Origin of the sequence: Pseudomonas sp. MF6767, from assembly GCF_016405475.1 — a bacterium.
Classification (GTDB): Bacteria; Pseudomonadota; Gammaproteobacteria; order Pseudomonadales; family Pseudomonadaceae; genus Aquipseudomonas; species Aquipseudomonas paracarnis.
Map to the genome: position 1 here is coordinate 40,270 of NZ_JAEKCY010000028.1, position 26,428 is coordinate 66,697.

General features: G+C 62.4%; 24 protein-coding genes. 18 read left to right on the forward strand and 6 right to left on the reverse strand.

Going from position 1 to position 26,428, the window contains the following annotated elements:
• Window positions 1–105 precede the first annotated feature (105 nt).
• The 5 genes from JFT58_RS27730 to JFT58_RS27750 are packed head-to-tail and all read right to left on the reverse strand — an operon-like array spanning window position 106 to window position 4,511.
• Window positions 106–867 carry an ABC transporter permease gene (locus tag JFT58_RS27730; RefSeq protein WP_054897391.1) on the reverse strand — a complete coding sequence of 254 codons (762 nt, stop codon included), beginning with the start codon at window positions 865–867 and terminating at the stop codon, window positions 106–108.
• On the reverse strand, window positions 864–2,063 hold the full coding sequence (locus JFT58_RS27735; RefSeq protein WP_054897390.1) for an ABC transporter substrate-binding protein: 1,200 nt from the start codon (window positions 2,061–2,063) through the stop codon (window positions 864–866). Before JFT58_RS27735 ends, JFT58_RS27730 begins: the two co-directional genes overlap by 4 nt.
• Window positions 2,050–2,853 carry an ABC transporter ATP-binding protein gene (locus JFT58_RS27740; protein ID WP_054897389.1) on the reverse strand — a complete coding sequence of 268 codons (804 nt, stop codon included), beginning with the start codon at window positions 2,851–2,853 and terminating at the stop codon, window positions 2,050–2,052. The genes JFT58_RS27735 and JFT58_RS27740 overlap by 14 nt, the downstream gene beginning before the upstream one ends.
• Window positions 2,850–3,911, reverse strand: coding sequence for an acyl-CoA dehydrogenase family protein (locus JFT58_RS27745; RefSeq protein ID WP_198834799.1), 1,062 nt, complete (start codon window positions 3,909–3,911; stop codon window positions 2,850–2,852). Before JFT58_RS27745 ends, JFT58_RS27740 begins: the two co-directional genes overlap by 4 nt.
• A 39-nt stretch (window positions 3,912–3,950) precedes the next feature.
• A complete protein-coding gene (locus tag JFT58_RS27750) occupies window positions 3,951–4,511 on the reverse strand; it encodes a carboxymuconolactone decarboxylase family protein (RefSeq protein WP_054897387.1) in 561 nt (186 codons plus the stop codon).
• Window positions 4,512–4,614: 103 nt separating this feature from the next.
• Between JFT58_RS27750 and JFT58_RS27755 the strand changes: the two genes are divergently transcribed.
• Window positions 4,615–5,520 carry an AraC family transcriptional regulator gene (locus JFT58_RS27755; RefSeq protein ID WP_054897386.1) on the forward strand — a complete coding sequence of 302 codons (906 nt, stop codon included), beginning with the start codon at window positions 4,615–4,617 and terminating at the stop codon, window positions 5,518–5,520.
• On the opposite strand, the gene JFT58_RS27760 is transcribed toward JFT58_RS27755, so the two are convergent.
• Window positions 5,517–6,428 (reverse strand): LysR family transcriptional regulator, encoded by a 912-nt coding sequence (locus JFT58_RS27760; protein ID WP_054897385.1) that lies wholly within the window; start codon window positions 6,426–6,428, stop codon window positions 5,517–5,519. The two genes, JFT58_RS27755 and JFT58_RS27760, sit on opposite strands and share 4 nt — an antisense overlap.
• A gap of 116 nt (window positions 6,429–6,544) precedes the next feature.
• On the opposite strand from JFT58_RS27760, the gene JFT58_RS27765 reads away from it, so the two are divergent.
• The 17 genes from JFT58_RS27765 (at window position 6,545) to JFT58_RS27845 (ending at window position 26,395) form a co-directional block, all read left to right on the forward strand.
• The gene (locus JFT58_RS27765; RefSeq protein ID WP_054897384.1) at window positions 6,545–7,540 is read left to right on the forward strand and encodes an aldo/keto reductase; all 996 of its coding nucleotides are present in this window, start codon (window positions 6,545–6,547) and stop codon (window positions 7,538–7,540) included.
• 133 nt (window positions 7,541–7,673) lie between these two features.
• Entirely contained in the window at window positions 7,674–8,132 is a 459-nt protein-coding gene (locus JFT58_RS27770) for an SRPBCC family protein (RefSeq protein ID WP_054897383.1), read from the forward strand.
• A 93-nt stretch (window positions 8,133–8,225) separates the two neighbouring features.
• On the forward strand, window positions 8,226–8,672 hold the full coding sequence (locus tag JFT58_RS27775) for a DUF411 domain-containing protein (RefSeq protein WP_034127552.1): 447 nt from the start codon (window positions 8,226–8,228) through the stop codon (window positions 8,670–8,672).
• A gap of 3 nt (window positions 8,673–8,675) precedes the next feature.
• On the forward strand, window positions 8,676–9,119 hold the full coding sequence (locus tag JFT58_RS27780) for a YqaA family protein (protein ID WP_054897382.1): 444 nt from the start codon (window positions 8,676–8,678) through the stop codon (window positions 9,117–9,119).
• 45 nt (window positions 9,120–9,164) lie between these two features.
• Window positions 9,165–10,166: an alpha/beta fold hydrolase gene (locus JFT58_RS27785; RefSeq protein WP_054897381.1), complete on the forward strand. Its 1,002-nt coding sequence runs from the start codon at window positions 9,165–9,167 to the stop codon at window positions 10,164–10,166.
• Between the two features lie 25 nt (window positions 10,167–10,191).
• Entirely contained in the window at window positions 10,192–11,145 is a 954-nt protein-coding gene (locus tag JFT58_RS27790) for a D-2-hydroxyacid dehydrogenase family protein (RefSeq protein WP_054897380.1), read from the forward strand.
• A 456-nt stretch (window positions 11,146–11,601) separates the two neighbouring features.
• Entirely contained in the window at window positions 11,602–13,158 is a 1,557-nt protein-coding gene (gene glgA / locus JFT58_RS27795; protein ID WP_073521523.1) for a glycogen synthase GlgA, read from the forward strand.
• Between the two features lie 32 nt (window positions 13,159–13,190).
• Window positions 13,191–14,936, forward strand: a complete 1,746-nt coding sequence (gene treZ, locus JFT58_RS27800; protein WP_054897379.1) for a malto-oligosyltrehalose trehalohydrolase — start codon at window positions 13,191–13,193, stop codon at window positions 14,934–14,936.
• Window positions 14,933–17,017 (forward strand): 4-alpha-glucanotransferase, encoded by a 2,085-nt coding sequence (malQ, locus tag JFT58_RS27805; protein WP_054897378.1) that lies wholly within the window; start codon window positions 14,933–14,935, stop codon window positions 17,015–17,017. Before treZ ends, malQ begins: the two co-directional genes overlap by 4 nt.
• On the forward strand, window positions 17,014–19,764 hold the full coding sequence (locus JFT58_RS27810) for a malto-oligosyltrehalose synthase (RefSeq protein ID WP_103299340.1): 2,751 nt from the start codon (window positions 17,014–17,016) through the stop codon (window positions 19,762–19,764). Before malQ ends, JFT58_RS27810 begins: the two co-directional genes overlap by 4 nt.
• 23 nt (window positions 19,765–19,787) lie before the next feature.
• Window positions 19,788–20,057, forward strand: a complete 270-nt coding sequence (locus tag JFT58_RS27815) for a DUF2934 domain-containing protein (RefSeq protein ID WP_003191595.1) — start codon at window positions 19,788–19,790, stop codon at window positions 20,055–20,057.
• A gap of 121 nt (window positions 20,058–20,178) precedes the next feature.
• Window positions 20,179–22,338 (forward strand): glycogen debranching protein GlgX, encoded by a 2,160-nt coding sequence (gene glgX / locus JFT58_RS27820; protein ID WP_054897376.1) that lies wholly within the window; start codon window positions 20,179–20,181, stop codon window positions 22,336–22,338.
• A gap of 1 nt (window position 22,339) precedes the next feature.
• Window positions 22,340–23,338 (forward strand): acyl-CoA dehydrogenase family protein, encoded by a 999-nt coding sequence (locus JFT58_RS27825; protein ID WP_054897375.1) that lies wholly within the window; start codon window positions 22,340–22,342, stop codon window positions 23,336–23,338.
• Window positions 23,335–24,093, forward strand: a complete 759-nt coding sequence (locus tag JFT58_RS27830; RefSeq protein WP_198834800.1) for a PIG-L deacetylase family protein — start codon at window positions 23,335–23,337, stop codon at window positions 24,091–24,093. The genes JFT58_RS27825 and JFT58_RS27830 overlap by 4 nt, the downstream gene beginning before the upstream one ends.
• Complete coding sequence (locus JFT58_RS27835; protein WP_054897373.1) at window positions 24,090–24,689, forward strand: SAM-dependent methyltransferase; 600 nt, start codon at window positions 24,090–24,092, stop codon at window positions 24,687–24,689. The genes JFT58_RS27830 and JFT58_RS27835 overlap by 4 nt, the downstream gene beginning before the upstream one ends.
• Window positions 24,686–25,345: a glycosyltransferase gene (locus tag JFT58_RS27840; protein ID WP_054897372.1), complete on the forward strand. Its 660-nt coding sequence runs from the start codon at window positions 24,686–24,688 to the stop codon at window positions 25,343–25,345. The genes JFT58_RS27835 and JFT58_RS27840 overlap by 4 nt, the downstream gene beginning before the upstream one ends.
• A 288-nt stretch (window positions 25,346–25,633) precedes the next feature.
• Window positions 25,634–26,395 carry a PIG-L deacetylase family protein gene (locus tag JFT58_RS27845; RefSeq protein ID WP_054897371.1) on the forward strand — a complete coding sequence of 254 codons (762 nt, stop codon included), beginning with the start codon at window positions 25,634–25,636 and terminating at the stop codon, window positions 26,393–26,395.
• Window positions 26,396–26,428 lie beyond the last annotated feature (33 nt).

The following is a 26,428-nucleotide window of genomic DNA, read 5'->3' on the forward strand; positions in this document are numbered from 1 at the left end:
CTTCGTGCACAACGCGTGCAGCACGCTTGGGGGCTTCACGCGTTACTGCATCGACATTACCTACTCGTCAGGCGGGTTCGGAGCCTCGACGCCGGTTTCCACCACTTAGCCGCCATGCACCCACCGCCGATGCAACCAACGCGCAAACGCATCCAGCGCGAACCCCAGCACCCCGATCACCACTACCATCGCCATCAACTCCGAATACGCGAGCCGATCACGGGTGTCGAGGATGTAATACCCCAGCCCCGCACTGACCCCGAGCATTTCGCAGGGCACCAGCACGATCCACAGGATGCCGATGGCCAGGCGCACGCCGGTCAGCACATGCCCTACCACGCCAGGAATGACCACCCGGCGCAAGGTTTCCCAACGCGTGGCGCTCAAGCTCTTGCTCAACTGTAACCAGCGCGGGTCGAGCTGACGCACGCCCGCTGCGGTGTTGAGCATGATCGGCCAGACAGCGGCAAAGGCCAGCAGGAAATAGATTGGCTGGTCGCCCACGCCCATCAGCATCACCACGATCGGCATCCAGGACAGCGGCGAAATCATCCGCAGAAACTGGAACGCTGGCGTGGTCGCCGCCTCCAGGTTACGCGAACTGCCCACCAGCAGCCCGAGGGGTACGCCTACCAACAACGCGATAAACAGCCCGACGAAAATACGCTTCAGGCTCACGGCGATATGCAGGTACAACTCACCCCGCCCGAGCAATTCCCACAAGCTGCTGGCGGTGGCCGCCAGGGAAAAGCGCGCCGACAGGCCATCGGCCTCGCCGAACACTTTCACGCCCAACCACCACAGCACCAACAAACCCGCCAAGCCACTCAGCCCCAGCCACCAGCCGGGGATTCTGCTGTTGTTCAAACGCCGATCTCCTCGTGCCGCTCATAACCATCCGGCAAACCGAAGGTCTGCATGCCACCCACGGCTTCGATCGCGTTGCGCACGAAGCGGTCGTCCACCAGGTCCTTGGCCACGAAGGCTGGGTCCAGGTCCGTGAGAAACTTTTTGTCGCCTTCGATCAGGGTGTCCTTCAAGCGCCGCACCAGTTCTTCGGTGTAGCTGGGGAACGGGTACGGTTGGAAGTCGATGCGCTGCTCGTCCCAGTTGGCGTGCTGGATCGCGCCGTCGGCCACGTAGGAGGCGCGGTCGCTGGCCGCCGGCGCCAGGACTTTGCTCAACACCGGTTCGGCATGGGGCGTGTAACGGTTCGGGCCATCCTTGGACAGCAGCTTCACCGCCTCTTCACGGTTGTTGCGGGTCCACACCTGGGCCTTGACGATGGCGTTCACCACCTTCTGCGACCACTCCGGACGGTTGGCCAGGTCGTGCTCGTGCATGAACACCACGCAGCACGCGTGGTTGCGCCACACGTCACCTGTGAAGCGCTGCACGCGACCGACCTTGAGGTTTTCTGCCAGGGCATTGAACGGTTCGGCGACGATGTAGCCGTCGATGCGTTTGCTGGCCAGGGCCGGAGGCATGTCCGAGGGCGGCAACACGATCAGGTTGACCTCATTGGCAGCAATCGAACTGCCGGTGGCGCGGGTGACCGGTGTGAGGCCGTTATCGCGGAACAGTTGCTGCACCACCACGTTATGGATCGAGTACCAGAACGGAATCGCCACCGACTTGCCACCCAGTTGCTTCACGTCGGTAATACCTGGGGATACGGTCAAGCCCGAACCGCCCACATGGTTCCACGCCACGACTTTGGCCGGCACTTTACTGCCGTAGCGCGCCCATACGGTCATTGGCGACAGCAGGTGTATCACGTTGACCTGGCCGGAGATAAACGCCTCGATCACTTGGGCCCAACTGCGCAACAACACTGGGCGCTCGGCCTTGATACCTTCGGCTTCGAACAGGCCATTGTTGTGGGCCACCAGCAGTGGCGTGGCGTCAGTGATAGGTAGATAGCCAATACGCACCGGCGCGTCGGGCTCGTTGGCGGCACGCGCCTGCAGGCTGCTCAGCAGAGGCAAGGCGCCGGCGGCACTGAGCACGGCGGAGAGTTTGAGAAAGTCACGGCGCGAGTGGGCCAGGTCATCCAGACACATAAGTAAACTCCTGTTGTTCAAGGGGGTTGGGTTGAGGGCGGCTCGCCTGCCGTAAGGTTTTCAAAATTTCGATACGCAGCGCGCCGATGGCCTCGACCTGTTCTTCCCGAGGGTGTGGCAAATCGATAGCCCACTCGCCCAACGTCCGCGCCGGGCGGTTACCCAGTAGCAGGATGCGGTCCGACAGCAACAGCGCTTCGTCGATGTCGTGGGTGATCAATACGGCCGCCGAGCCTTGCTCACGATTGACCTTGAGCAACAGGTGCTGCATATCGGCGCGAGTCACTTCATCGAGCGCGCCGAAGGGTTCGTCGAGCAGTAACACTTGTGGCTGACGCGCCAGGCAGCGGGCCAGTGCCGTGCGCTGTGCCATGCCACCGGACAATTGCGCCGGGAACTGCTGGCGCGCAGGCTCCAGCCCCACCGCTGCAATGGCGTGATCAACACGACGGCGGCGTTCTTCACCACTCAAGTGCGGTTGGCGAGCGAAATCCAGGCCGAAGGCAACGTTTTTTTCCAGGGTCAGCCAAGGCAACAGGCTCGGGTCTTGAAAAGCCACCACCACGCGCGGATGCGGGCCGCTCAACGGCTCGCCCAATACCTGCACGCGGCCAGCCTGAGGTGCCTGCAAGCCGGCCAGCACGCGCAGCAGGCTGGATTTGCCCACGCCGCTCGGGCCCAGGATCGACACCACTTCACCCGGTTGCAAGTGCAAGTCGAAGCCTTGCAACACCGGCCCGCTGCCATACCCCAGGCAAATGCCCTGGGCCGTCAATACCGCCTGGCTCATAGATTGGCCTGGCGGTGTAGCTCGGTACGCAGTTGCACCAGGCTGGGCGTTACGATCGGTACAAAGGCCGACTCGCGCCAGCGCCGGGCAAAGCCGCTGCCGTGGGCGGTCAGGTAGGCCTTGCCACCGCTGGCTTGCAGTTCAAGCTGCACAGCGCTGGCGGCGGTTTCGGCCAAGGCGATACGCAGTTTGAACAGCGGTATGGGCTCGGCGGTAAAGCGCCCGGCCAACAGCCCCTTTTCAAGCTCGTTGACCAGATGATCCAGCGTTGCGCGCAGGGCTTCCAGCTCGTCGCGCAACACGGTACGACTGGCGCCCAAATGGTGGGCTACTTCAGCCAGGGAACGCCGTGCCAAACCAATCGACATACCGCACTGCAAGCCTAGAAACGCCGGGCGTACCGCCGGTAAAAACTTGCGCGCATCCTCGTGCAACAACCACTCGCGACTCAGCTCCACGCCTTCCAGGCCCAGCGCTGCGGTGTTGCTCGATTGCAGCCCGAGCAGCTCCAGGTCACGGGAGCGCTGCAACCCGGCCACCGAATCTGGAATGGCCAGGATAAATGGCGCGCCGCCCCCGGCATGCTCGATGGCCGCCGCAGCGACAAAGCCATTCTTGCGCAAGTTGGTCACCCAGTGCAGGCGATCGTTGAGGATCCAACCGTGGTCGTTGGGCTCGGCGCTGATCTGCAACGTCTCGATACCCGACAGGAACTTCATCGCATTCGACAACCCGGTGGCGCCGGCCAACTTGCCGCTGAGCAGGTCTGGCATCAGCTGCTCGCGCAAGCGCTGATTGGGGCTCTGCAGCAGGTACTCGATAAACGAGCGCTGGCCCCAGCACACAAACGCCGCAGCCAGGGAATGGCTGGCCACATTGGCGATGGCCTCGACCGCACCCGCCACATCGCCGCCCAGGCCGCCCAGGTGGGTGGGCACGCCGATTCTCAGAATATTGGCTTCTGCCAGCCGTGGCAGCACTTCCTGTGGATCGCAACTGCCCACGTCCAGGGCCTGCGCTTGAACATCGAGCCAACGGCTCAAGATTGGGTCAAGCATTCATGTCTCTCCTTTTACAGCAGGTGGGCCAACGCCGAATCAGTTGGCCGGTTTTTCCCAACGGTATTGCGCCAGCTCCGGGTTCAGCGGGGTGCGGGCAAACACGTTGGCGAAGTTGCACAGGGTTGCCAGGCTGACACCCAGGATGACTTCCAGCGCGTGGCCGTCGGTGTAGCCAGCGGCGCGGAACGCCTCAAAGCCCGCGTCACTCACATCCCCACGGGTGGCGATCACTTCACGGGTAAACGCGGCAAGTGTCTCATAGCGCGCGTCAGGCAACTCACCCCGGCGGCGCAAGGCCTCGATCACCTCCTCGGGCAACTTGGCTTTGTTGCGGGCAACCGCCGTGTGGCCGGCGACGCAGAAATCACAACCGTGGGTAGTAGCAGCAATCAGTTGCACCACTTCACGGTCGGCCAGGCTCAGCTCGGCCTTGGCATTCAAGCCGGAGACGGTGATGTAGGTTTCCAGCGCAGCCGGTGCGTTGGCCAGTACGCCCAGTAGGTTAGGGATAAAACCCGAGCCTTTCAGCGCGTTTTCCAGAAAGGGCTTGGCGGCTTCCGGTGCGGTTTCAGGCGTGAGCAACGGTACACGGGACATGAAGTGGACTCCTGTTGGGTTTGAATGCCCCAGTCTGTTGGTTCTAAAAAAAGCGCTCAATAGGCTAAAGTAGCGATTACTTGCTCTTGAGTCTTTCCATTAGATGAATTCGTCCGATGTACTTGTCGATTGGTTATTAGATAGCCTCGAACTCAACACCAGCCTGTTTCACGTCGGCCGTTATTGTGGTGACTGGCACGCGAGCACCCATGGCCTCGCGAAGGCGAGCTTCCACTTGATTGTGCAAGGCGAATGCTGGCTGCATATCGACGGTGATCCAACGCCCCAACACCTGAACAATGGTGACGCGGTGTTCCTGCTGCGGGACTTTGCCTTCAGGCTTTCCGGCCAAGCCACGGCGGCCGGCGCCCAGCAGTGCCCACGCCGCTCGATGCTGCCTCTCGATAGCACGGCCACGGACGGCGTAGGACTAGTCTGCGGTTTCTTTCACTTCCAATCCGGATTGTCGACGCTGATCGTCGACACCCTGCCCAGTTGGATCATCCTGCGCGCCGGCGACCCGTCGCTGATGGCTGCACGCAACCTGTTCGAATTGATCCTGCAAGAATGCGCACGCACCCCAGCGCCCTCTTCCGCGCTGCTTGAGCGCCTGTGCCACCTGCTGTTCCTGTATGTGCTGCGCCAGCAAGTGCTCGACAACACCGAGCTTGGCGGCCTTGCGGCGCTGGGCCGGGCACCGGCGTTCGCACATTTGCTGGAGCAATTGATAGCCCGCCCCGCCGAGCCCTGGAGCCTGGAAAGCATGGCGGCCTGTACCGGGTTGTCGCGCTCGGCGTTTTTCAAGCGCTTCAGCGAACTGTGTGGACAGTCGCCCGGGCAAGTACTGCTGATGATCCGAATGCGCCACGCCTGTGGGTTGCTCAAGGCGGACCAGACCGTGGCCGAGGTTTCGCTGGCGGCCGGGTATCAATCGGTGGCGGCGTTTACCCGAGCCTTCCATAAAGTCACCGGGCAACAGCCTGGTGCCTATCGAAGGGCGCAAGCCTAGCCTTGTAAGCCGGTGCCGGGCCGAGCGCACAACTGCACCAGCCAATCGACGAACACCCTCACCCGCTGCGACAACTGCCGATGAGGCGGGTACAACGCAGTCAGCGCCATCTTCGGCACTGCCACATCAGGGAGCACCTGCACCAGCGTGCCCTCGGCCAGTTGGCGCAGGGAGTGATAACGAGGTGCCTGGATCAGCCCGTAGCCGGCTTCGCACGCAGCGAAGTAACCGGCAGAGCTGTTCACGGCAACCACTTTCGGCAGGTTGATCGGATGCAACTCGCTGCCCAGCAGAAATTCCAGGCCAAAACGTTTACCGCTGGCGCTGGACACGTACTCGACCATTTGGTGACCCGCCAACTGCTCCAGGCAAGTGGGCGTGCCCATGCGTTCAAGGTACGCGGGGCTGGCCAGGGTCAGTTGTTCCATCATCGCCAAGGGGCGTGCCACCAGCGATTCATCCAGGGCCGGACCACCGCGCAACACGCAATCGACGCCTTCGCGAATCAGATCCACTGGCCGGTCATTGAGGCCGATCTCCAACTCGATCTGTGGGTACAGCGCGGTGAACGTTGGCAAGGCCGGAATCACAATCAAGCTCCCAATGCCTGAGGGCATATCGATGCTCAATGTGCCCCGGGGGTTCTGGCGCCGCGTGGAGAACACCGCCTCGGTTTCCTCAAGATCAGTCAGCAATTGCACGCAACGTTGGTAGTACGCCGCGCCATCCAGGGTCGGGCTGACGTGGCGCGTGGTGCGCTGCAGCAGTTGCACGCCGAGATGGGCCTCCAGTTGCTTGATCAGGATCGTCACGGAGGCGCGTGGCAATTGCAGGCTGTCGGCGGCCTTGGCAAACCCGCCCAATTCAACAATCCGAGTGAACACGCGCATGGCGTTAAAACGATCCAATAAAATGCTCCCGTGGGGAATTGTTTAGATATTACGAACAGTGATAGCACTTTTAGCGGGTTTATCTGCATTTTTTCAAGGGTAACAATGGGCCCCTCATCACAAGGAGCTTCCCTATGCACACTCGACAACTCGGTAAAAACGGCCCGCATGTGTCTGCCATCGGCCTTGGCTGCATGGGCATGACCGATTTCTACACGCCCGGCACCGATACCACCGAAGCCACCGCAACCTTGCACCGCGCCCTGGAGCTGGGCGTCAACTTTCTCGATACCGCGGACATGTACGGCCCGCACACCAATGAGCAACTGATCGGCAAGGCTATTGCCGGCAAGCGCGACCAGGTCTTCCTGGCCAGTAAATTCGGGATTGTGCGCGACCCTGCCAACCCCGTAGTGCGCGGGGTGAATGGCCGGCCCGAGTATATCCGCAACGCCATCGACGGCACCTTGCAACGCCTGGGGGTGGATACGCTGGACCTGTACTACCAGCACCGTATCGACCCCGACGTGGCCATCGAAGAAACGGTCGGCGCCATGGCCGACCTGGTGAAACAGGGCAAAGTGCGCTATCTGGGCCTGAGCGAGGCGTCCGCCGCTACTCTGGAACGGGCGCATAAGGTCCATCCCATTAGCGCCCTGCAAAGTGAATATTCGCTGTGGAGCCGCGACCAGCAAGACAATGGTTGCCTCGCCGCTTGCCAGCGCCTGGGCATCGCGTTTGTGCCGTACAGCCCGTTGGGCCGAGGTTTTCTCACCGGCGCCTTGAAGAGCCCGGATGATTTCGGCGCCGATGATTACCGACGCTTCAGCCCGCGCTTTCAGGGGGAGAACTTTGCGAAAAACCTGCTGCTGGTAGAACAGGTCAAGAGCCTGGCGGCAGACAAAGGTGTCACGGCCGGGCAACTGGCGCTGGCCTGGGTATTGGCCCAAGGCGATTACATCATCCCGATTCCCGGCACCAAGCGGCGCACCTATCTGCAAGAGAATGTGGAGGCGCTGTCGATTTCTCTCAGCGCTGACGAACTGGCTGCGCTGGATGCGATCTTCCCTGCCGATGCAACCGCAGGCCTGCGTTACCCCAAGGAAGTGCTGGCCATGCTGGATATCTAGCGTTTGCTGGAAACCCTTGTGGGGGCCGTTCTCAGCGGGATTGATCAACGGTCTGCCGACTCTCGTGCAAAGCATGGGAGTCAGACTATTCTCACAACTCCTAGTGTAAAAACCGCCACACAGGAGGTGTGTCATGCACGCGACTGAGCATTCGGTCCGCTTGGAGCAGATCAGTCAGGAACGCTTCATCCAGGCGCCGATCGAGGCGGTTTATGACTATGTGACCCAGCCCGACCGCTGGCACGAGTGGCACCCCACCTCCCTCAGCGCCGACACCGGCACCACCGGCTCATTACCGGTCGGCACGCGTTTTACCGAAATCATCGACCTGCTGGGCATACGCGTCCCCATGAGTTACCGCGTACAAATCGCCCGCCGCCCCAGCGAGTTCAAGACCGTGTTCACCTCCCTGGCGGTTGACGGTTGCATCCATTACTGCTTGCGCGCTCATCAGGGAGGCACCCTGTTCAAACGGGTGCTGACTTACGAGACTGAACTGCAACTGGCGTCTTTGCATGAGCGCATGGTCGCGTTGTCGGCGATTGCGTTGGACCGGCTCAAGCAGCGGCTGGACAATCCGGGGTTCGTATAATTTAGAAACATTACCACGACGTCACATTGCAAACATGCCGGCAAAAGCAGGGAGAATGCCCGGCTTATTGCCGCGCCTTCAGTGAGACCCACGATGAAAACCCCATTGCGACTGGCCCTGCTCAGTGCCCTGTTTACCACCACCCTGGCCCAGGCCGCCGAACTGATCCCCATCGATGTACACCGCGACGCCAACTGCGGCTGCTGCAAGAAGTGGATCAGCCACTTGGAGAGCAACGGTTTCAAGGTCAACGACCACGTTGAAGCCGACATGAGCGCGGTGAAACAACGCTTGGGCGTGGCGCCACGCCTTGGCTCCTGCCACACCGCGGTGATCGACGGCAAGTTCGTCGAAGGCCACGTACCCGCCGAGCAGGTCCTGGCTCTGCGCAAGCGCAACGACCTGCTGGGCCTTGCCGCACCGGGCATGCCATTGGGCTCGCCAGGCATGGAAGTAGACGGACGCAGCGAGGCGTATCAAATCATTGGCTTGACCCGCGACGGCGAAGACGTGGTGGTAGCGGACTACCCGGCTCACTGACCGGTGTTGATGGGGTACCTGGGGCTGTTCGGCGCGGCATTTGGCGCCGCGACGTTATTGCCCCTGCAGTCGGAAGCTGTGCTGGTCGGCCTGCTGCTCAGCGGGCATTACAACCTTTGGCTGCTGCTGGGCATCGCCACCCTGGGTAATGTGCTGGGCTCGCTGGTCAATTGGCTGCTGGGGCGCTCGGTCGAGCGCTTCAAAGAGCGACGCTGGTTCCCGGTGAGCGCCAATCAGCTGGACAAGGCTCGCAGCCATTACGCACGCTGGGGGCACTGGACGTTGTTGCTCAGTTGGGTGCCAGTCATTGGTGATCCGCTGACGTTGGTGGCTGGGGTGATGCGTGAGCCGTTGTGGCGTTTTCTACTGCTGGTAACCCTGGCGAAAAGCCTGCGCTATGGCGTAATCGCAGCGCTGACGTTGCAGTGGGCGTTAATCCCCCGTTAATCGCGGGCAAAGAGCATCCGGGCATCTGTCTCGGAGCCAAAACCCATGCCTTTTATCCGTACATTATGCGTAGCCGGTTTGTTTTCGGTCAGCGCGGCGCCCGTGTTAGCTGACACCTACGGCCCTGAGTTGCAGGGCTTTGCATACCCCTACCCTTTGAATCATTTTGCCTTCCAATCCCAGGGCAAATCCCTGCAAATGGGCTACATGGACGTCCCCGCCACCGGCACTCCAAACGGCCGCAGCGTGGTGCTGATGCACGGCAAGAATTTTTGCGGCGCTACCTGGGAGGGTTCGATCAAGGCGCTCAGTGACGCCGGTTACCGCGTCATCGCCCCGGACCAGATTGGTTTTTGCACCTCCAGCAAGCCCGACCACTACCAGTACAGCTTCCAGCAACTGGCGACCAACACCCATCAACTGTTGGAAAAGCTCGGCATTCAAAAGGCCACGGTGATCGGCCATTCCACCGGCGGCATGCTCGCCACACGCTATGCGCTGATGTACCCCCAGCAAACCGAACAGTTGGGGCTTGTGAACCCCATTGGCCTGGAAGACTGGAAAGCCCTCGGCGTGCCCTACCAGAGCGTCGACCAGTGGTACCAGCGCGAGCTGAAACTGAGCGCCGACGGTGTACGCAATTACGAGCGAAACACCTATTACGTTGGGCGCTGGAAACCCGAGTACGAGCGCTGGGTAGACATGCTCGCCGGCCTGAACCAAGGCCCGGGGCATCTTCAGGTTGCCTGGAACTCGGCGCTGATTTACGACATGATCTTCACCCAACCGGTGTACTACGAGTTCAAGGACTTGCAGGTGCCCACCCTGCTGCTGATCGGCACCAGCGACACTACCGCCATCGGCAAAGATGTGGCGCCGGCGGCGGTCAAGGCCAAAATTGGTCATTACGAGGTACTGGGCAAGCAGGTGGCCAAGCTGATTCCCCGCGCCACGTTGGTGGAGTTCCCCGGCCTGGGCCATGCGCCCCAGATGGAAGAGCCGGAACAGTTTCATAAAGCCCTGTTGCACGGGTTGAACGCCCTTTAATTGCCACTTTTCGAGGCCCGCGTGCATGTCGATACAAATCGCAGTGATGGATGATTGGCAAAACGTGGCCAGCGACGTGGCAGATTGGTCGGCGCTGGACAGCGTGGGCAAGGTGCATTTTCTCCACGACTACCCCGCCGATACCGCCACCATGATCGAGCGCTTGAAAGGGTTCGAGGTGATTTGCCTGATGCGCGAACGCTCAACCTTTGGCAAAGCCCTTCTGCAAGGGCTGCCCCAGCTCAAATTGCTGGTGACCGGCGGCATGCGCAATGCCGCCATCGACCTTCCCGCAGCCAAGGCCCTGGGCATCCAGGTATGCGGCACCGACAGCTATAAACACGCAGCTCCGGAGCTGACCTGGGCCTTGATCATGGCCTCTACACGCAACCTGCTCGCCGAAGCCAACTCGCTGCGCGGGGGCGGATGGCAGGTCGGCCTGGGCGGCGACCTGCACGGCAAGACATTGGGCGTCCTGGGGCTGGGCAGCATTGGCCAGAAAGTCGCAAGGTTTGCCCAGGTGTTTGGCATGCGGGTGATTGCCTGGAGTGAAAACCTCACATCGGAGCGCGCGGCTGAATCGGGGGTGACCTGGGTCAGCAAGCGCGAGCTGTTTGAGCAGGCGGATATTCTGACCATCCATCTGGTGCTCAGCGAGCGCAGCCGTGGTCTGGTGGATGCGCAAGCGTTGGGCTGGATGAAGCCCACAGCGCGCCTGGTAAATACCGCACGCGGGCCGATTGTGGATGAGCAGGCACTGCTGCAAGCATTGCGCAGCGGACGCCTGGCCGGGGCGGCGCTGGATGTGTTTGCCGAGGAACCGCTGCCGGCTGACCACCCGTTTCGCCGCTTGCCCAATGTGCTCGCAACGCCACACGTGGGGTATGTGAGCGAGCAGAATTACCAGCAGTTCTATCAGCAGATGATCGAAGATATCCAAGCCTGGGCCAAGGGTGTGCCCATTCGCGGGCTCGCCTGACGCACCATTAAAGTGCACCCCCCCCCTGTGGCGAGGGAGCTTGCTCCCGCTGGAGTGCGCAGCGCTCCCAAAATTTTGGGGCCGCTACGCGCCCCAGCGGGAGCAAGCTCCCTCGCCACAGGGGCATATCGTTAAAAGTTTTTTGTCCTACAAAATCTGCATGAAAACCCAGCAGGCGCTGGGATCTGTCCTAGACTCATGACCGATGGGTCCGTTCCAAAACAAAAACCCCGCAAAAAATCTAAACTTTCGAAACCTGCCGCTGGTCAAGTTTTAGGTAAGGGCGAGCACGCGCGCTTCAGGCCGAATGCCCGCTCATCCAATCTTTTTAAGCCGACGTTGCAACTGGCATACGCCTTGCCAGTTTGTATAGCGCTTGTGTGCATGGCCGCAGGATGCGGTCACTCGGAGCCGATGGCAGCGGGCCATTAGCCAACCAACAGATGGGAGTGCATTATGATCAGTGCCGCAGTAGATACTCAGGGAGAGCGTTTTAGTCAGCCGGCAGGAGGGCCAAAGTCTTTGGCCGACCTGCCCAACACTGTGCGGCCGGTCGTGAGTCAGAATCCGAATCGAAAGAAAGTCTTGTTTGTCACTTCCGAGTTCGCGGACCTGGTGAAAACCGGCGGCCTGGGCGACGTCTCCGCGGCCCTGCCCCGCGCCATGGCGCACCTGCATGATGTGCGGGTGCTGATTCCGGGTTACCCGCAAGTGATGGAAAGCGATAACCCGATTCATATCGTCGGTGAACTGGGTGGCCATGCCGCGTTGCCACCGTGCAAGATCGGGCGCATGGACCTCAAGGACGGCCTGGTCATCTATGTGCTGATCTGCCCCGAACTGTATGAGCGCGAAGGCACGCCCTACGGCGCCAACAACGGCCGCGACTGGCCGGACAACCATATTCGCTTCGCCCGCCTGGGCTTGGCTGCCGCGGACATTGCCGCCAACCTTGCACAAATCCACTGGTGCCCAGACCTGGTGCACGCCCACGACTGGCCTGCGGGCCTGGCTCCGGCGTATATGCACTGGCGTGGGTCACGCACGCCCACCCTGTTCACCATTCATAACCTGGCCTACCAAGGCGTGGTCAGCCTGGCCTCGACGCCAGAGCTGGGCATTCCGCCCCACGCCCTGCAACAGGAAGGCATGGAGTTCTACGGCAAGATGTCGTTTCTCAAGGCGGGCATGGCTTATTCCAGCCATATCACCACCGTGAGCGCCACCTACGCCCAGGAGATCACCACCCCGGAATTCGGTTGTGGCCTGGATGGCTTCCTCGCCAGCAAGACCCAGCAAGGCCTGCTCAGCGGCATTCCCAACGGCATCGACGAAAGCTGGGAAACCTCCACCGACACGCACCTGACCCACAACTTCAATATCGGCGATTGGGAAGGCAAAGCCATCAACGCCGCCCACGTGCGCGAGCTGTTTGAGCTGCAGCCATCCAGTGGTCCGCTGTTTGCTGTGGTCTCGCGCCTGGTCTACCAGAAAGGCCTGGACCTCACCGAAGCCGTCGCCGGTTTCATCGTCGAAAACGGCGGCCAGATTGCGATCATCGGCCGTGGCGAGCCGGAAGAAGAACAGGCCATGCGTGAATTGGCGCTGCGCTTCCCGGGTCAGGTGGGGGTGCGCATCGGCTTCAACGAGACCGATGCCCGCCGCATGTTCGCCGGCAGCGATTTTCTGCTGATGCCGTCGCGCTATGAACCCTGCGGCCTGAGTCAGATGTATGCGCAACGCTTCGGCTCGTTGCCGGTGGCGCGTAACACCGGCGGGCTGGCGGACACCATTGAGGATGGCGTCACCGGGTTCCTGTTCAATGAATCCACGGTGCAAAGCTACGAAGAGGCGCTGCGCCGCGCCTTCAAGGTGTTCGCCTTCCCCGGTCTGCTCAATGCCATGCGCAGCCGTGCCATGACCCAGCCGTTCAACTGGTGCCAGGCCGTGGAACCCTACGCCGAACTCTACGAACAACTGGTGGCCAAGGCCCTGGGGAAATCGAACAAGTAGCGACTGGAACAACTAAGGGAGGTCTTCATAAGATGCCGTCAAGGACTCTGGAAACCTGGCCCCACGGCGCAATCATGCTTGACGCGCACCGCACGCGCTTTGCGTTATGGGCGCCAGACGCATTTTATGTCAGCGTTGAATTGGAACAGGGTAAAACCATCGTCATGCTGCCCCAGGCCGGTGGTTGGTTTGAAGTCGAAATCGCGTGCCCTGCCGGCACGCTTTACCGTTTTAACATCGATGGCGAAAACACAGTGCCCGACCCCGCCTCCAGGGCCCAGGCGCTGGACGTGCATGGGTGGAGCCGAGTAGTCGACCCCCTCGCCTATGAATGGCGCCACAGCCAGTGGCAGGGTCGCCCGTGGCACACGGCGGTGATTTACGAGCTCCATGTCGGCGCCATGGGCGGCTACGCTGCCGTCGAGAAACACCTGGCACGCCTGGCCGAACTAGGCGTCACCGCGATTGAATTGATGCCTTTGGCGCAATTTCCCGGCGAACGCAATTGGGGCTATGACGGCGTGCTGCCCTATGCGCCCCACGCTACCTACGGCACTCCCGAGCAACTCAAGCAGCTGATCGACAGTGCCCACGGCCACGGTTTGGCCGTGATCCTCGATGTGGTCTACAACCACTTCGGCCCCGACGGCAATTACCTGGGCCAGTACGCCCAGGGTTTCTTCCAGGAGGACGTGCACACACCCTGGGGCGCCGGCATTGATTTCGAGCGTCGTGAAGTGCGGGATTTCTTCCTCGACAACGCCTTGATGTGGCTGCTCGAATACCGCTTCGACGGCCTGCGCCTGGATGCCGTGCACGCCATCGACAACCCTGGGTTTCTGCAGGAACTGGCACAACGGGTACGCCAGCAGGTGGACGGCGGGCGCCACGTGTGGCTGATGCTGGAAAACGAACTGAACCAGGCCAGCCTGTTGCAGCACGATTTCGACGCCCAATGGAATGACGACTTTCATAACGTGCTGCATGTGCTGCTCACCGGTGAAACCGACGCCTACTACAGCGACTTTGCCGAGCAGCCTACCGCCAAGCTGGCGCGTTGCCTGGCCGAGGGGTTCATCTACCAGGGCGAGACGACACGCCATGGCCATGCGCGCGGCGAACCCAGTGCGGATCTGCCCCCCAGCGCCTTCGTCGCGTTCCTGCAGAACCACGACCAGGTCGGCAACCGCGCCCTCGGCGAACGCCTGCACCGGCTGTGTTCGCCCCAGGCACTGAGCGCCGCGACCGCCCTACTGTTGCTGTGCCCCATGATCCCGATGTTGTTCATGGGCGACGAGGTGAATGCCGCCGAGCCGTTCCTGTTTTTCACCGACCATCATGGCGAACTGGCCGAGGCGGTGCGTGAGGGGCGGCGCAATGAATTTGCCGACTTCGCGGCGTTTCACGACCCCGAGCAACGCCAGCGCATCCCCGATCCCAACGCGCTGCAAACCTTTTTACAGTCGATGCCTTCCTTCGTCGAGAACGACCACACCCAGCTCTACCGCCACCTGCTGAGCCTGCGTCACGTGCATGTGGTGCCGCACTTGCCCGGCACCGTCGCCCTGGGCGCGCACGTGCTGGCTGACCATGCCGTCACCGCGCGCTGGCGCCTGGGCAACGGCCGTGTGCTGCAGATCGACCTGAACCTGAGTGAACAGCCCCTGGATCATCCGGCACCCCACCCGATTATTTTCCAAACGCCTGCCCCGCAAGGTGCGCACTTACCGCCCTTGAGCGCACGCGTTTGCTTATCCCCTGTTGGAGACATTCTTTGAGCGAAGCGAACCTGGAAATTCTCGCCAGCCGCGCGGGCCTGGCCGTCGATTGGATCGATGCCAACGGTCGCCCGCAACATGTAAAGCCTGATGCCCTGCGCGCCGTCCTCAAAGGGCTGGGGCACCCGGCCGACAGCGATGCCGAAATCGACGCGAGCCTGCTGCAACTTGAGCAGGCGCAGCAGGACCGGCACCTGCCGCCCTTGATGACCACCGACAGCGGTGCGGGCCTGGACCTGGCACGCTACTTCGCCCCGGACACCCCGTGTCGCGTCAGCCTGGAAGGCGGCGAAACCCTGGAGCTGCGCCTGGATGGCGAGGCCGTATTGCCCGGCGTGATTGCCCTTGGCTACCACCAGGTGCATATCGACGGGCAAACCTTCACCCTGGCCGTCGCGCCCAGCCACTGCTACAGCGTGGCCGACGCGGTGGACAGCCAACCCGCTCGCGCCTGGGGCCTGAGCGCCCAACTCTATGCCTTGCGCCGCCTGGGCGATGGCGGTTTTGGCGACACCCTGGCCCTGGAGCACCTGATGCGTTCCGCCGCCGAGCGCGGCGCCGACGCCGTGGCAATCAGCCCGATGCACGCGATGTTCAGCGCCGACACTGAGCGTTTCAGCCCCTATTCACCCTCCAGCCGCCTGTTTCTCAACAGCCTGTATGCTTCGCCGGCGTGCATCCTCGGTGAACGTGAGGTGCGCAACGCCATCGAAGCTGCCGGGTTGGCTGAGGAGTTGCATGCCCTGGAACAGCTCACGCTGATCGACTGGCCGGCCGCCGCCAAAGCCAAGCAACGCCTGCTGCGCACACTGTATGAAGACTTCCGCCACGGCGCGCATCCCCAGCATGCCGACTTTCAAAGCTTCCGCCAGGCCGGCGGCGAAGCCCTGGAAAACCACTGCCGCTTCGAAGCCATACAGGCCCAGCGTGCCGCCGCGGGTGAGGACCTGGACTGGCGCCAATGGCCCGAAGCCTGGCGCACGCCACAGAGCCCGGCCCTGGCGCAGTTCGCTGAGGACAACCGCGACGAAATCGGCTATTTCGCCTTCACCCAATGGCTGATTGCCCGCAGCCTTGAGCGCGCACAACAGGCCGCCCGTGGCAGCGGCATGGGCATCGGCCTGATCGCCGACCTGGCGGTGGGCGCCGACGGCGGCGGCAGCCAGGCCTGGAGTCGCCAGGATGAACTGCTGGCCGACCTCACCGTCGGCGCGCCACCGGACATTCTCAACCGCGCAGGCCAAGGCTGGGGCATCTCTGCCTTTTCCCCTGAGGGCCTCAAGCGCAATGGCTATCGCGCCTTTATCGAAATGCTGCGGGCCAACTTCGCTCATGCCGGCGGCTTGCGCATCGACCATGTGATGGGCCTGCAACGCCTGTGGGTGATCCCTCTGGGCGCGTCCCCCCGCGAAGGTGCCTACTTGTATTACCCGGTGGACGACCTGCTGCGTTTGCTCGCCCTGGAATCGCACCGCCACCAGGCCATCGTTCTCGGTGAAGACCTGGGCACCGTGCCCGAAGGCCTGCGCGAAAAGCTCAGCGCCCGTTCGATCCTGGGCATGCGTGTGCTGCTGTTCGAACAGAACCATGACGGCCAGTTCAAGCCCATCCTCGATTGGCCCGACAACGCCTTGGCCACCACCAGTACCCACGACTTGCCGACCCTCAATGGCTGGTGGCACAGCCGCGATATCGAATGGAATATCCAGTTGGGCCTGATCGATGCGCCCACCGTAGACCAATGGAGCGAACACCGCCTGCGCGAACGCCAGGCACTGCGCCAAGCCTTGAGCCAGGACCCGCAGAACTTCATCGACGAGATCCGCAACGACACCGACCATATGATCGACGCCAGCGTGCGCTACCTGGGCCACACCCGCACGCCACTGGTGCTGTTGCCCCTGGAAGATGCTTTGGGCATCGAGGAGCAAGCCAACCTGCCGGGCACCCTCGACACCCACCCCAATTGGCGCCGACGCTTGCCCGGCGAAGCCGCCAGCCTGCTCGACAATGACAGCGCCGCGCGTCGCCTCGAACTGCTGGCCGTGGCGCGCAACCAAGCCTATGAGCGTGACCGATGAACGCACTGCCCCTGCGCGCCACCCAGCGCCTGCAATTTCATAAAGGTTTTACCCTCGATGACGCGGTGCCACTGGTGCCGTACTTTGCCCAACTGGGCATCAGCCACCTGTATGCTTCACCACTGTTAAGCGCCCGCGCCGGCTCCATGCACGGCTACGATGTGGTCGACCCGACCCGCGTCAACCCGGAACTGGGGGGCGAAGCGGCGTTGCGTCGCCTGGTCGCCGCGCTGCGTGAGCACGACATGGGTTTGATCCTCGATATCGTCTCCAACCATATGGCCGTGGGCGGCGCGGATAACCCTTGGTGGCTGGACCTGCTGGAATGGGGCCGCCTGAGCCCCTATAGCGAGTTCTTCGACATCCAGTGGCACTCCCCCGACCCGCTGCTCAAGGGCCAGTTGCTGATGCCCTTCCTCGGCAGCGACTACGGCGAAGCCTTGCAGAACGGCACGCTGGCGCTCAAGTTCGATGCCGCCCAGGGGAGTTTCTACGTCGAGCATTACGAACACCGTTTTCCGATTTGCCCCAGGGACTACGGCTTGATTCTGGGTAGCGACGAGTTACTCAAATCGCTGGCCGAACGTTTCGCCGCCCTCGCCTATCAGCACGACGCCTACGCCGAGGCCACCGAGCTCAAACAAGCCCTGGCCGAACGCGCCAGCGAGCTGCTACCCGCTATTGAACAACGCCTGACCGCATTCGACAGTCGCCAGCCCGAGGGTTTCGAGCGCCTGCATTACCTGCTCGAACAACAGACCTATCGCCTGGCCAGTTGGCGCACAGCCGCAGACGACATCAACTGGCGGCGTTTTTTCGACGTCAATGAGCTCGGCGGCCTGCGGGTCGAACGCGCGGCGGTGTTCGAAGCCACCCATGGCAAGATTTTCGAGCTGATCAGCGCGGGGCTGGTCGACGGGCTGCGCATCGACCATATCGATGGCCTGGCCGACCCGCGTGGCTATTGCCGCAAATTGCGCCGCCGCGTAGACGCGCTGTCACCCCAACGCCACTTGCCCATCTTTGTTGAAAAGATCCTTGGCGAAGGTGAAACCCTGCGTGAAGACTGGCAGGTGGATGGCACCACCGGCTACGAGTTCATGAACCAGTTGTCATTGCTGCAACACCATCCCGAAGGTTTTGCACCGCTGGCCGAAATGTGGACGCGTCACAGCGAGCGGCCCTCAGCCTTCGGCGAAGAAGCGCGGCTGGCGCGCCAGCAGATCCTCAATGGTTCGTTGGGCGGCGACTTCGAAAGCGTAGCCCAGGCGCTGCTGCAAGTGGCCCGCGATGACGTGATGACCCGTGATCTGACCCTGGGTGCCATCCGCCGGGCCTTGCAGGAACTGATCGTGCATTTCCCGGTGTACCGCACCTATATCAGCGCCAAGGGCCGCAGTTCGGCCGACGACAAGGTGTTCCAGCACGCCATGGAGGGTGCACGCAGTACCCTCAACGAAGGCGACTGGCCGGTGCTCGACCACCTGGAGCAATGGTTGGGTGGCCAGCCCTGGCGCAATCGCCCGGTAGGCCGCGCGCGCAAGATGCTCAAGCATGCCTGCGTGCGCTTCCAGCAACTGACCTCGCCCGCCGCCGCCAAGGCTGTGGAAGACACCGCGTTCTACCGTTCGGCGGTGTTGTTGTCGCGCAACGATGTGGGCTTCAGTACCGAGCAATTCAGTGCGCCGTTGGCAGATTTCCATGCGGCCAATCAACAGCGCCTGAAGACCTTTCCCGGCAACCTGCTGGCTACCGCCACCCACGACCACAAACGCGGCGAAGACACCCGTGCGCGCCTGGCGGTGCTCAGCGAGTGCGCCCCCTGGTATGCCGAACAGGTCGAGCACTGGCGTCGTCTGGCCGAGCCCTTGCGCGAGAGCGCCGATAGCCCCTCGGCGGGTGATGAGCTGATTCTCTATCAGGTGCTGCTGGGCAGTTGGCCGCTGGAGCCCAACCCCGATCTGGAGGCGTACCAGCAACGCCTGTGGCAGTGGCAGCAAAAAGCCCTGCGCGAGGCCAAGTTGCAGAGCAGTTGGAGCGCGCCCAATGAGGCTTACGAACAGGCGGTGGAAGCGTTCCTCAAGCGCTTGCTGCTCAGTGAGGCCGGTGCGCCGCTGCGCAGTGCGTTGGACAGTGCTGCGCAGGCCATCGCCCCCGCCGGCGCCCTGAATGGGCTGGCGCAAACCTTGCTTCATCTGACCGTGCCGGGTGTGCCGGATATTTACCAGGGCGATGAGTTCTGGGACTTCAGCCTGGTCGACCCCGACAACCGGCGCCCGGTGGACTTCGCTGCGCGGCAACGTGCATTGCAGGCACCACCGGACATCGGCGAACTGTTGTTCAACTGGCGCGACGGGCGTATCAAACAGGCAGTGATCGCCCAGGTACTGGGCCTGCGTAAAGCCTGCCCCGAGCTGCTGCGCCATGGCAGCTATACGCCTTTGGAAGTGGTGGGCCAGCACGCTGAGCGCGTGGTTGCGTTCTACCGTGAACATCAAGGCAAGCAGTTACTGGTGGTGGTGCCGCGCTGGTCTTATCCGTTGCTTGAAAACGGGATGTTTCCCCAGATCAATGCGCAGGTTTGGGGCGATACTCGGGTGAAATTACCGTTCGCCGCCCCTGCACAAAACTGGAAGGGACTTTTTCAAACGGGCGTAGTCACACCCAACAAGGAGCTGTTGATCAGCGCTGCCCTGGGGGATCTCCCGGTCAATGTCTTTATCAATCCTGATAATCAAGAAAGCTGAAAATTTTCTGTGAGGAGTTTGTGATGAGTAAAGAAGACAAACGCATTCGCGAACTGGCGCATCAGATCTGGGAGTCTGAAGGCAAGCCCGATGGCGCCCACGATCGCCACTGGGAGATGGCGCGCAAGCTGGCGGAAGCCGAGGCGCTGACGCCGAGCAAGCCTAAACCGGCCGCCAAGCCGAAAACCGCGCCCAAGGCTGCGGCAAAGCCCAAACCTGCTGCGCCTGCCGCCGCCAAACCTGCGGCGAAGAAACCCGCCGCCCCGAAGAAGCCCAAACCGCCCGCCCCATGATTTCTCGGGCCTGCAGCACGCATTGCGCGCTGCAGGCCCTTTTCCGTCCAAGCCATGCGCTGAAGCACCGTCAGTACGGCGGCGTTCGGCCCGAAAAAAGACCTTTTGCAGGAGCAACTCGATGAGCAAACCCGACAACACCACAGCGACGCCGGTTCATGAGCCGTCGCGGATCCGTGAAGGTTTGCCCTTCCCCCTCGGCGCCACCTGGGATGGCCTGGGTGTTAATTTTGCGCTGTTCTCCGCCAACGCCACCAAGGTGGAGCTGTGCCTGTTTGACGATACCGGCGAGGTCGAGCTGGAGCGCATCGAACTGCCCGAATACACCGACGAGATCTTCCACGGCTACCTGCCCGATGCTCACCCCGGGCTGATTTACGGCTACCGCGTATACGGTGCCTATGACCCGGCCAACGGTCATCGTTTCAACCACAACAAGCTGCTGATCGACCCCTACGCCAAGCAACTGGTGGGCGAACTCAAATGGTCCGAAGCGCTGTTTGGCTACACCATCGGCCACCCGGACGACGACCTCAGTTTCGATGAACGCGACAGTGCGCCCTTCGTGCCCAAGTGCAAGGTCATCGACCCGGCACACACCTGGGGCAACGACCAACCGGTACGAGTGCCGTGGGACCGCACGATCATCTACGAAACCCACCTGCGCGGCATCAGCATGCGCCATCCTTCGGTCGGCGAGTCGGTGCGGGGCACCTGCGCCGGCCTGATGGAAGATGACGTGCTCAAGCATATCCGCCAGTTGGGCATTTCCTCGGTCGAGCTGCTGCCCGTGCACGCCTTCGTCAACGACCAGCATCTGCTGGAAAAGGGCATGACCAACTACTGGGGCTACAACAGCATCGCGTTCTTCGCCCCCGACCCGCGCTACCTGGCCAGCGGCAAGATCGCCGAATTCAAGGAAATGGTCGCGCACCTGCATGAGCAAAAGCTGGAAGTGATTCTGGACGTGGTCTACAACCACACCGCCGAAGGCAACGAGCGCGGCCCGACCCTGTCCATGCGTGGCATCGACAACGCCTCCTACTATCGCCTGATGCCCGACGACAAGCGCTTCTACATCAACGATTCCGGCACCGGCAACACCCTGGATCTGAGCCACCCGTGCGTGCTGCAAATGGTCACCGACTCCCTGCGTTACTGGGCCACCGAGATGCACGTGGACGGCTTCCGCTTCGACCTGGCGACCATCCTCGGGCGCTACCGCGACGGGTTCGATGAGCGCCACAGTTTCCTCGTGGCGTGCCGCCAGGACCCGGTACTGCGCCAGTTGAAACTCATCGCCGAGCCCTGGGACTGTGGCCCCGGCGGCTACCAGGTGGGCAACTTCCCGCCGGGCTGGGTGGAATGGAACGACCGTTTCCGCGACACCGTGCGTGCGTTCTGGAAAGGCGACGACGGCCAACTCGCAGACTTCGCCGGGCGCATGACCGCCTCGGGCGAGATGTTCAATCACCGCGGGCGCAGGCCGTACAGCTCGGTGAACTTCATCACCGCCCACGACGGCTTCACCCTGCACGACCTGGTGTCGTACAACGACAAACACAACGAGGCCAACGACGAGAACAACCAGGACGGCAGCAATAACAACCTGTCCTGGAACCACGGCGTCGAAGGCCCTACCGACGACCCGGAGATCAACGCGCTGCGCCTGCGCCAGATGCGCAACTTCTTCGCCACTTTGCTGCTGGCCCAGGGCACGCCAATGATCGTCGCCGGGGACGAGTTCGCTCGCACTCAGCACGGCAACAACAACGCCTATTGCCAGGACAGCGAGATCGGCTGGGTCAACTGGGACCTGGACGATGACGGCAAGGCCCTGCTCAAGTTCGTCAAGCGCCTGATCAAGCTGCGCCTGGCGTACCCGATCCTGCGGCGTGGGCGCTTCCTGGTGGGCGACTACAACGAAGACATCGGCGTGAAGGACGTCACCTGGCTCGCGCCGGATGGCAACGAAATGACTACCGAGCAATGGGAAGACAGCCAGGGCCGCTGCCTGGGCATGTTGATGGATGGCCGCGCCCAGGAAACCGGGATTCGTCGTGCCGGGGCCGACGCCACGTTGCTGCTGGTGGTCAACGCCCATCACGACCTGGTCAATTTCCGCCTGCCGCCGGTGCCGGAGGGCGAGTTCTGGACGTGCCTGCTCGACACCAACGACCCGGCTGTGCGTGGCCAGGAACGCTTTGATTTCGAGCATGAGTACGCGGTCACCGCTCGCTCGCTGCTGCTGTTTGAACTGCAGCACGAAGGCGAGGTGTGAAATGGCGTTGCACGGTTTCCTTCAGGGCTACCGGGGCTATGCCGACACGCAAGCCCTGGGTAATGCCCTGAGGGCCCTTCAGGAAGAAGGCCTTGATCAACTGCCGTTACCGGGCAGCGGCCAGACTCTGTCCCGCTTGAGCCAATTGGCCCAGGTGGCCGGGCATGACCTGCGCCTGTGCAAGTTGTTCGAAGGCCATACCGATGCCCTGGCGATCATTGCCGAACTCGACAGCCCCTTGCCGCCGCTGGGCAGCACCTGGGGCATGTGGGCGGCCGAGCCGCCGACTGCCAAGGTGCGTGTGCGTCGCGACGGCCAGCGGCTGCTCGTCGAGGGGCGCAAGGCCTGGTGTTCCGGTGCGGCGGTGGTCAGCCATGGTTTGCTGACGGCCTGGGACGAAGAGGACCGCCAGCAATTGGTGGCCGTGGCGATGGATCAACCGGGCATCACGGTGACGGATGAGGGTTGGAAGGCGGTGGGCATGGCGGCGACCGGTAGCGTCGACATCCTGTTCAGCGCCGCCAGGGGAATTGCCGTGGGCGGCCCGGGCGACTATCTGTCCCGTCCGGGCTTCTGGCACGGTGGGATCGGCATTGCCGCGTGCTGGTACGGCGCGGCGCAACGCCTGGGTGAAGTACTGCGCGCCCAGTGCGCCACACGTGCAGAGCCCCATGCGCTGGCCCACCTCGGCGCGGTCGACAGCGCCCTGAACAGCGCCGCCTGCGTGTTGCGCGCCAGCGCCGCGCAGATCGACCGCGAGCCTCGCGCTGATGCGCGGCAACTGGCGCAACAGACGCGTGCGTGTATCGAGGACACAGTCGAGCAGGTGATCCAGCATGTGGGCCGCGCGGTCGGCGCCGGGCCGTATTGCAAGGATCCGCACTTTGCCCAGTTGATGGCCGATTTACCGGTGTATGTGCGGCAAAGTCATGCCGAACGCGACTTGGCCGCCCTCGGTGAACAGGTCGCCGGCGAGCCCACAGGGAGATGGGCGCTATGAGGCCCAATCCGATTGTTGGCCAGGGCACGCCGTTGAGTCACTGGCAAAACAGCGCACGATTGGCCGAATTGCAGCACATCAGTGTGGCGCAGTTGGTGCCGCCAGGGCATCGAGCGGTGATAGTCGCCCCGCATCCGGATGACGAGGTGCTGGGCAGTGGTGGCCTGCTGCAAGGGCTGGCTGCGCTGGATCGCCCTATCCAGTTGATCTCCGTCACCGATGGCAGCGCCAGCCACCCGGGCTCCCGGCGCTGGCCGGTGGAGCGTCTGAGTGTGGTGCGTCCGCAGGAATCGGCCCAGGCCTTGCACCGCCTTGGCTTGCCGCTGCACAGTTTGAAATGGCTGCGCGGCGGGTTTACCGATAGCCATGTGGCCGAGCGCGAAGCCCAGCTCTGCGAATTTATCCAGCGCCACCTCAAGCCTAACGATGTGGTGTTCGCCACGTGGTGCGAGGATGGGCATTGCGACCATGAGGCCGTGGGCCGCGCCAGCGCCAAGGCAGCCAAGGCCGTCGGTGCAGTGCTGTGTGAACTACCGGTGTGGACTTGGCACTGGGCCACCGCCGAAGACCACAAGGTGCCCTGGCATCGGGCTCGCAAGATTCCGCTGACCGCTGAGCAGGTTGCGCGCAAACGCCATGCGATCCACGCCTTCGCCAGCCAGTTGGAGGGCGACCCGCAAATCGGCCTGCCTGCGGTGCTGGCGCCCTATGTGGTGGAGCGCTTGCTGCAACCTTTTGAGATGGTGTTCGTATGAGTGTGGCAACCCCCTACTTCGACCAGTTGTTTGCCGGCAATGACGACCCTTGGGCTTTTCGTCAGCGCTGGTACGAACAACGCAAGCGCGCCCTGACCTTGGCCGTGCTGACGCGGCCGCGCTATGCGTCGATATTCGAGCCGGGTTGTGCCAACGGCGAACTGAGTGCCGAGTTGGCCCTGCGTTGTGAACGCCTGCTGTGTTGCGACACTGCAACTGCGGCGGTACGGCTGGCACAAGCGCGGCTGGAGTGTTTTCCTCATGCCCGGGTGGAGCAGCGTCGCCTGCCGGAACAATGGCCCGGCGGGCAATTCGAGCTGATCGTATTGAGTGAGCTTTGTTATTACCTCGATGCAGGTGATTTTAATCGTCTGATCGATTGCGCACTCGCCGCCTTGACCGCTGACGGGCAAATCCTGGCCTGCCATTGGCGAGTGCCCATTGACGGTTGCCCGCAAACCGCCGAACAGGTGCACGCCGTGCTGCAACAGCGTCTGGGTGTTGCACCGTTGGTGCAGTACCAGGACCCGGATTTCCTGCTCGACCTGTGGAGCCTGGATGGCACCTCGGTCGCTCGCCATGAGGGTTTACGATGATCGGTATTCTGATCCCGGCACATAACGAAGAAGCCCTGTTGGATGATTGCCTGCGGGCTGCGCGGATCGCCGCCGACCACCCGGGCTTGCTGGGTGAAGCGGTACAGATTCTGGTAGTACTCGACAGTTGCAGCGATGCCAGTGCGGCGATTGCCCAGGCCCACCAGGTGCATTGCCTGCACGTGCAGGCGCGCAATGTCGGCCACGCCCGCGGCGTGGGTGCACGGTACTTGCTGGAGCAAGGCGCGCGGTGGATTTCCTGCACCGACGCCGACAGCCGTGTCGCCCCTGACTGGTTGGTGGCCCAACTGGCCCAAGGCTGCGACGCGGTGTGCGGCACAGTCACCGTGGACGCCTGGAGCGACGGCTTCGACCCGGCCGCGCAGATTCGCTATCAGCAGGCCTACCAGGCCCGCGATGGGCATCGGCATATCCACGGTGCCAACCTGGGCGTGAGTGCCCGCGCCTACGTAGAGGCCGGTGGGTTTGAACCGCTGGAATGCCATGAGGATGTACAACTGGTACGTGAATTGGAGCGTTGCGGTGCCTCCATTGCCTGGAGCCATGCGCCGCAAGTGGTGACCAGTGCGCGACTGGATTGCCGGGCTGAGGGTGGATTTGGTGATTACTTGAAGAGCTTGATGCGGGCTGGGTGAAAACAAAATCGCAGGCAAGCCAGCTCCCACAGGGATCCGTGCCAGGCGCAGATATTGTGGGCAACATAGCCCCCTGTGGGAGCTGGCTTGCCTGCGATGACGTCAGCCCAGCAAACATCGCATCAAAGTTGTGCAGATACCCATGCCTGTCTATGCTCCTAACGCCTTGCATGGCATTCCTTGATTGGCATGCTGCGCACTCACCCAGCGGAGCCTGCGGTGAAGACAAGAGCGTCGTCTCGTCAACGGAGCACGACCCGGTATCAACCGACAAGGATGTGACACCCCATGAAGCCTGCCTCCTTAAGCGAAGGCCGTCGCGGCCCCGTGCAAATCTGGAACAGTGCGCCGCAGTTGGCGCAAACACCCATCATCTCCCTGAACAGCCTGGTACCACCCGGTGCTCGCGTCGTGGTAATCGCACCTCATCCTGGCGATGAAGTGCTGGCATGCGGCGGTTTGCTGCAACTGCTCAGCACCCGCGAGCATCCGCTGCAATTGATCTCCATCACCGATGGCAGCGCCAGCCATCCCGGCTCTCAGGTATGGCCGGCCAGCCGCTTGAGTGTGGTGCGACCTCAGGAAAGTGCAGAGGCCCTGCGCCGATTGGGTATGCCCTTGCACAGCCTGAAATGGATTCGTGGCGGGTTTTGTGATGATGCATTGGCCGCCCGTGAACAGCCCATGAGCCAATTCATCGCGCGCTACCTGCAACCTGGCGATGTGGTGTTCACCACCTGGCGCAACGACGGCAATGACGACCACGACGCCGTCGGCCGCGCGAGTGCCAGGGCGTGCAGCCTGGTAGGTGCGCAACTGTATGAACTGCCGATCTGGGCCTGGCATTGGCCGGCCCGGGAAAGCGCGGTAATGCCCTGGCAACGTGCACGCAAGGTCCGCCTGGACACCTGGACCGTCGCGCGCAAGTTGCACGCCGCCCATGCCTACGCCAGCCAGTTGGTGGGTGACCCACAAATTGGCTTACCACCGATGCTCGCGCAGATATTGCTGGAGCGCATGCGCGAGCCCTACGAAATCCTGTTCACCTGAACACCACCCTGTAGGAGCGAGCTTGCTCGCGAA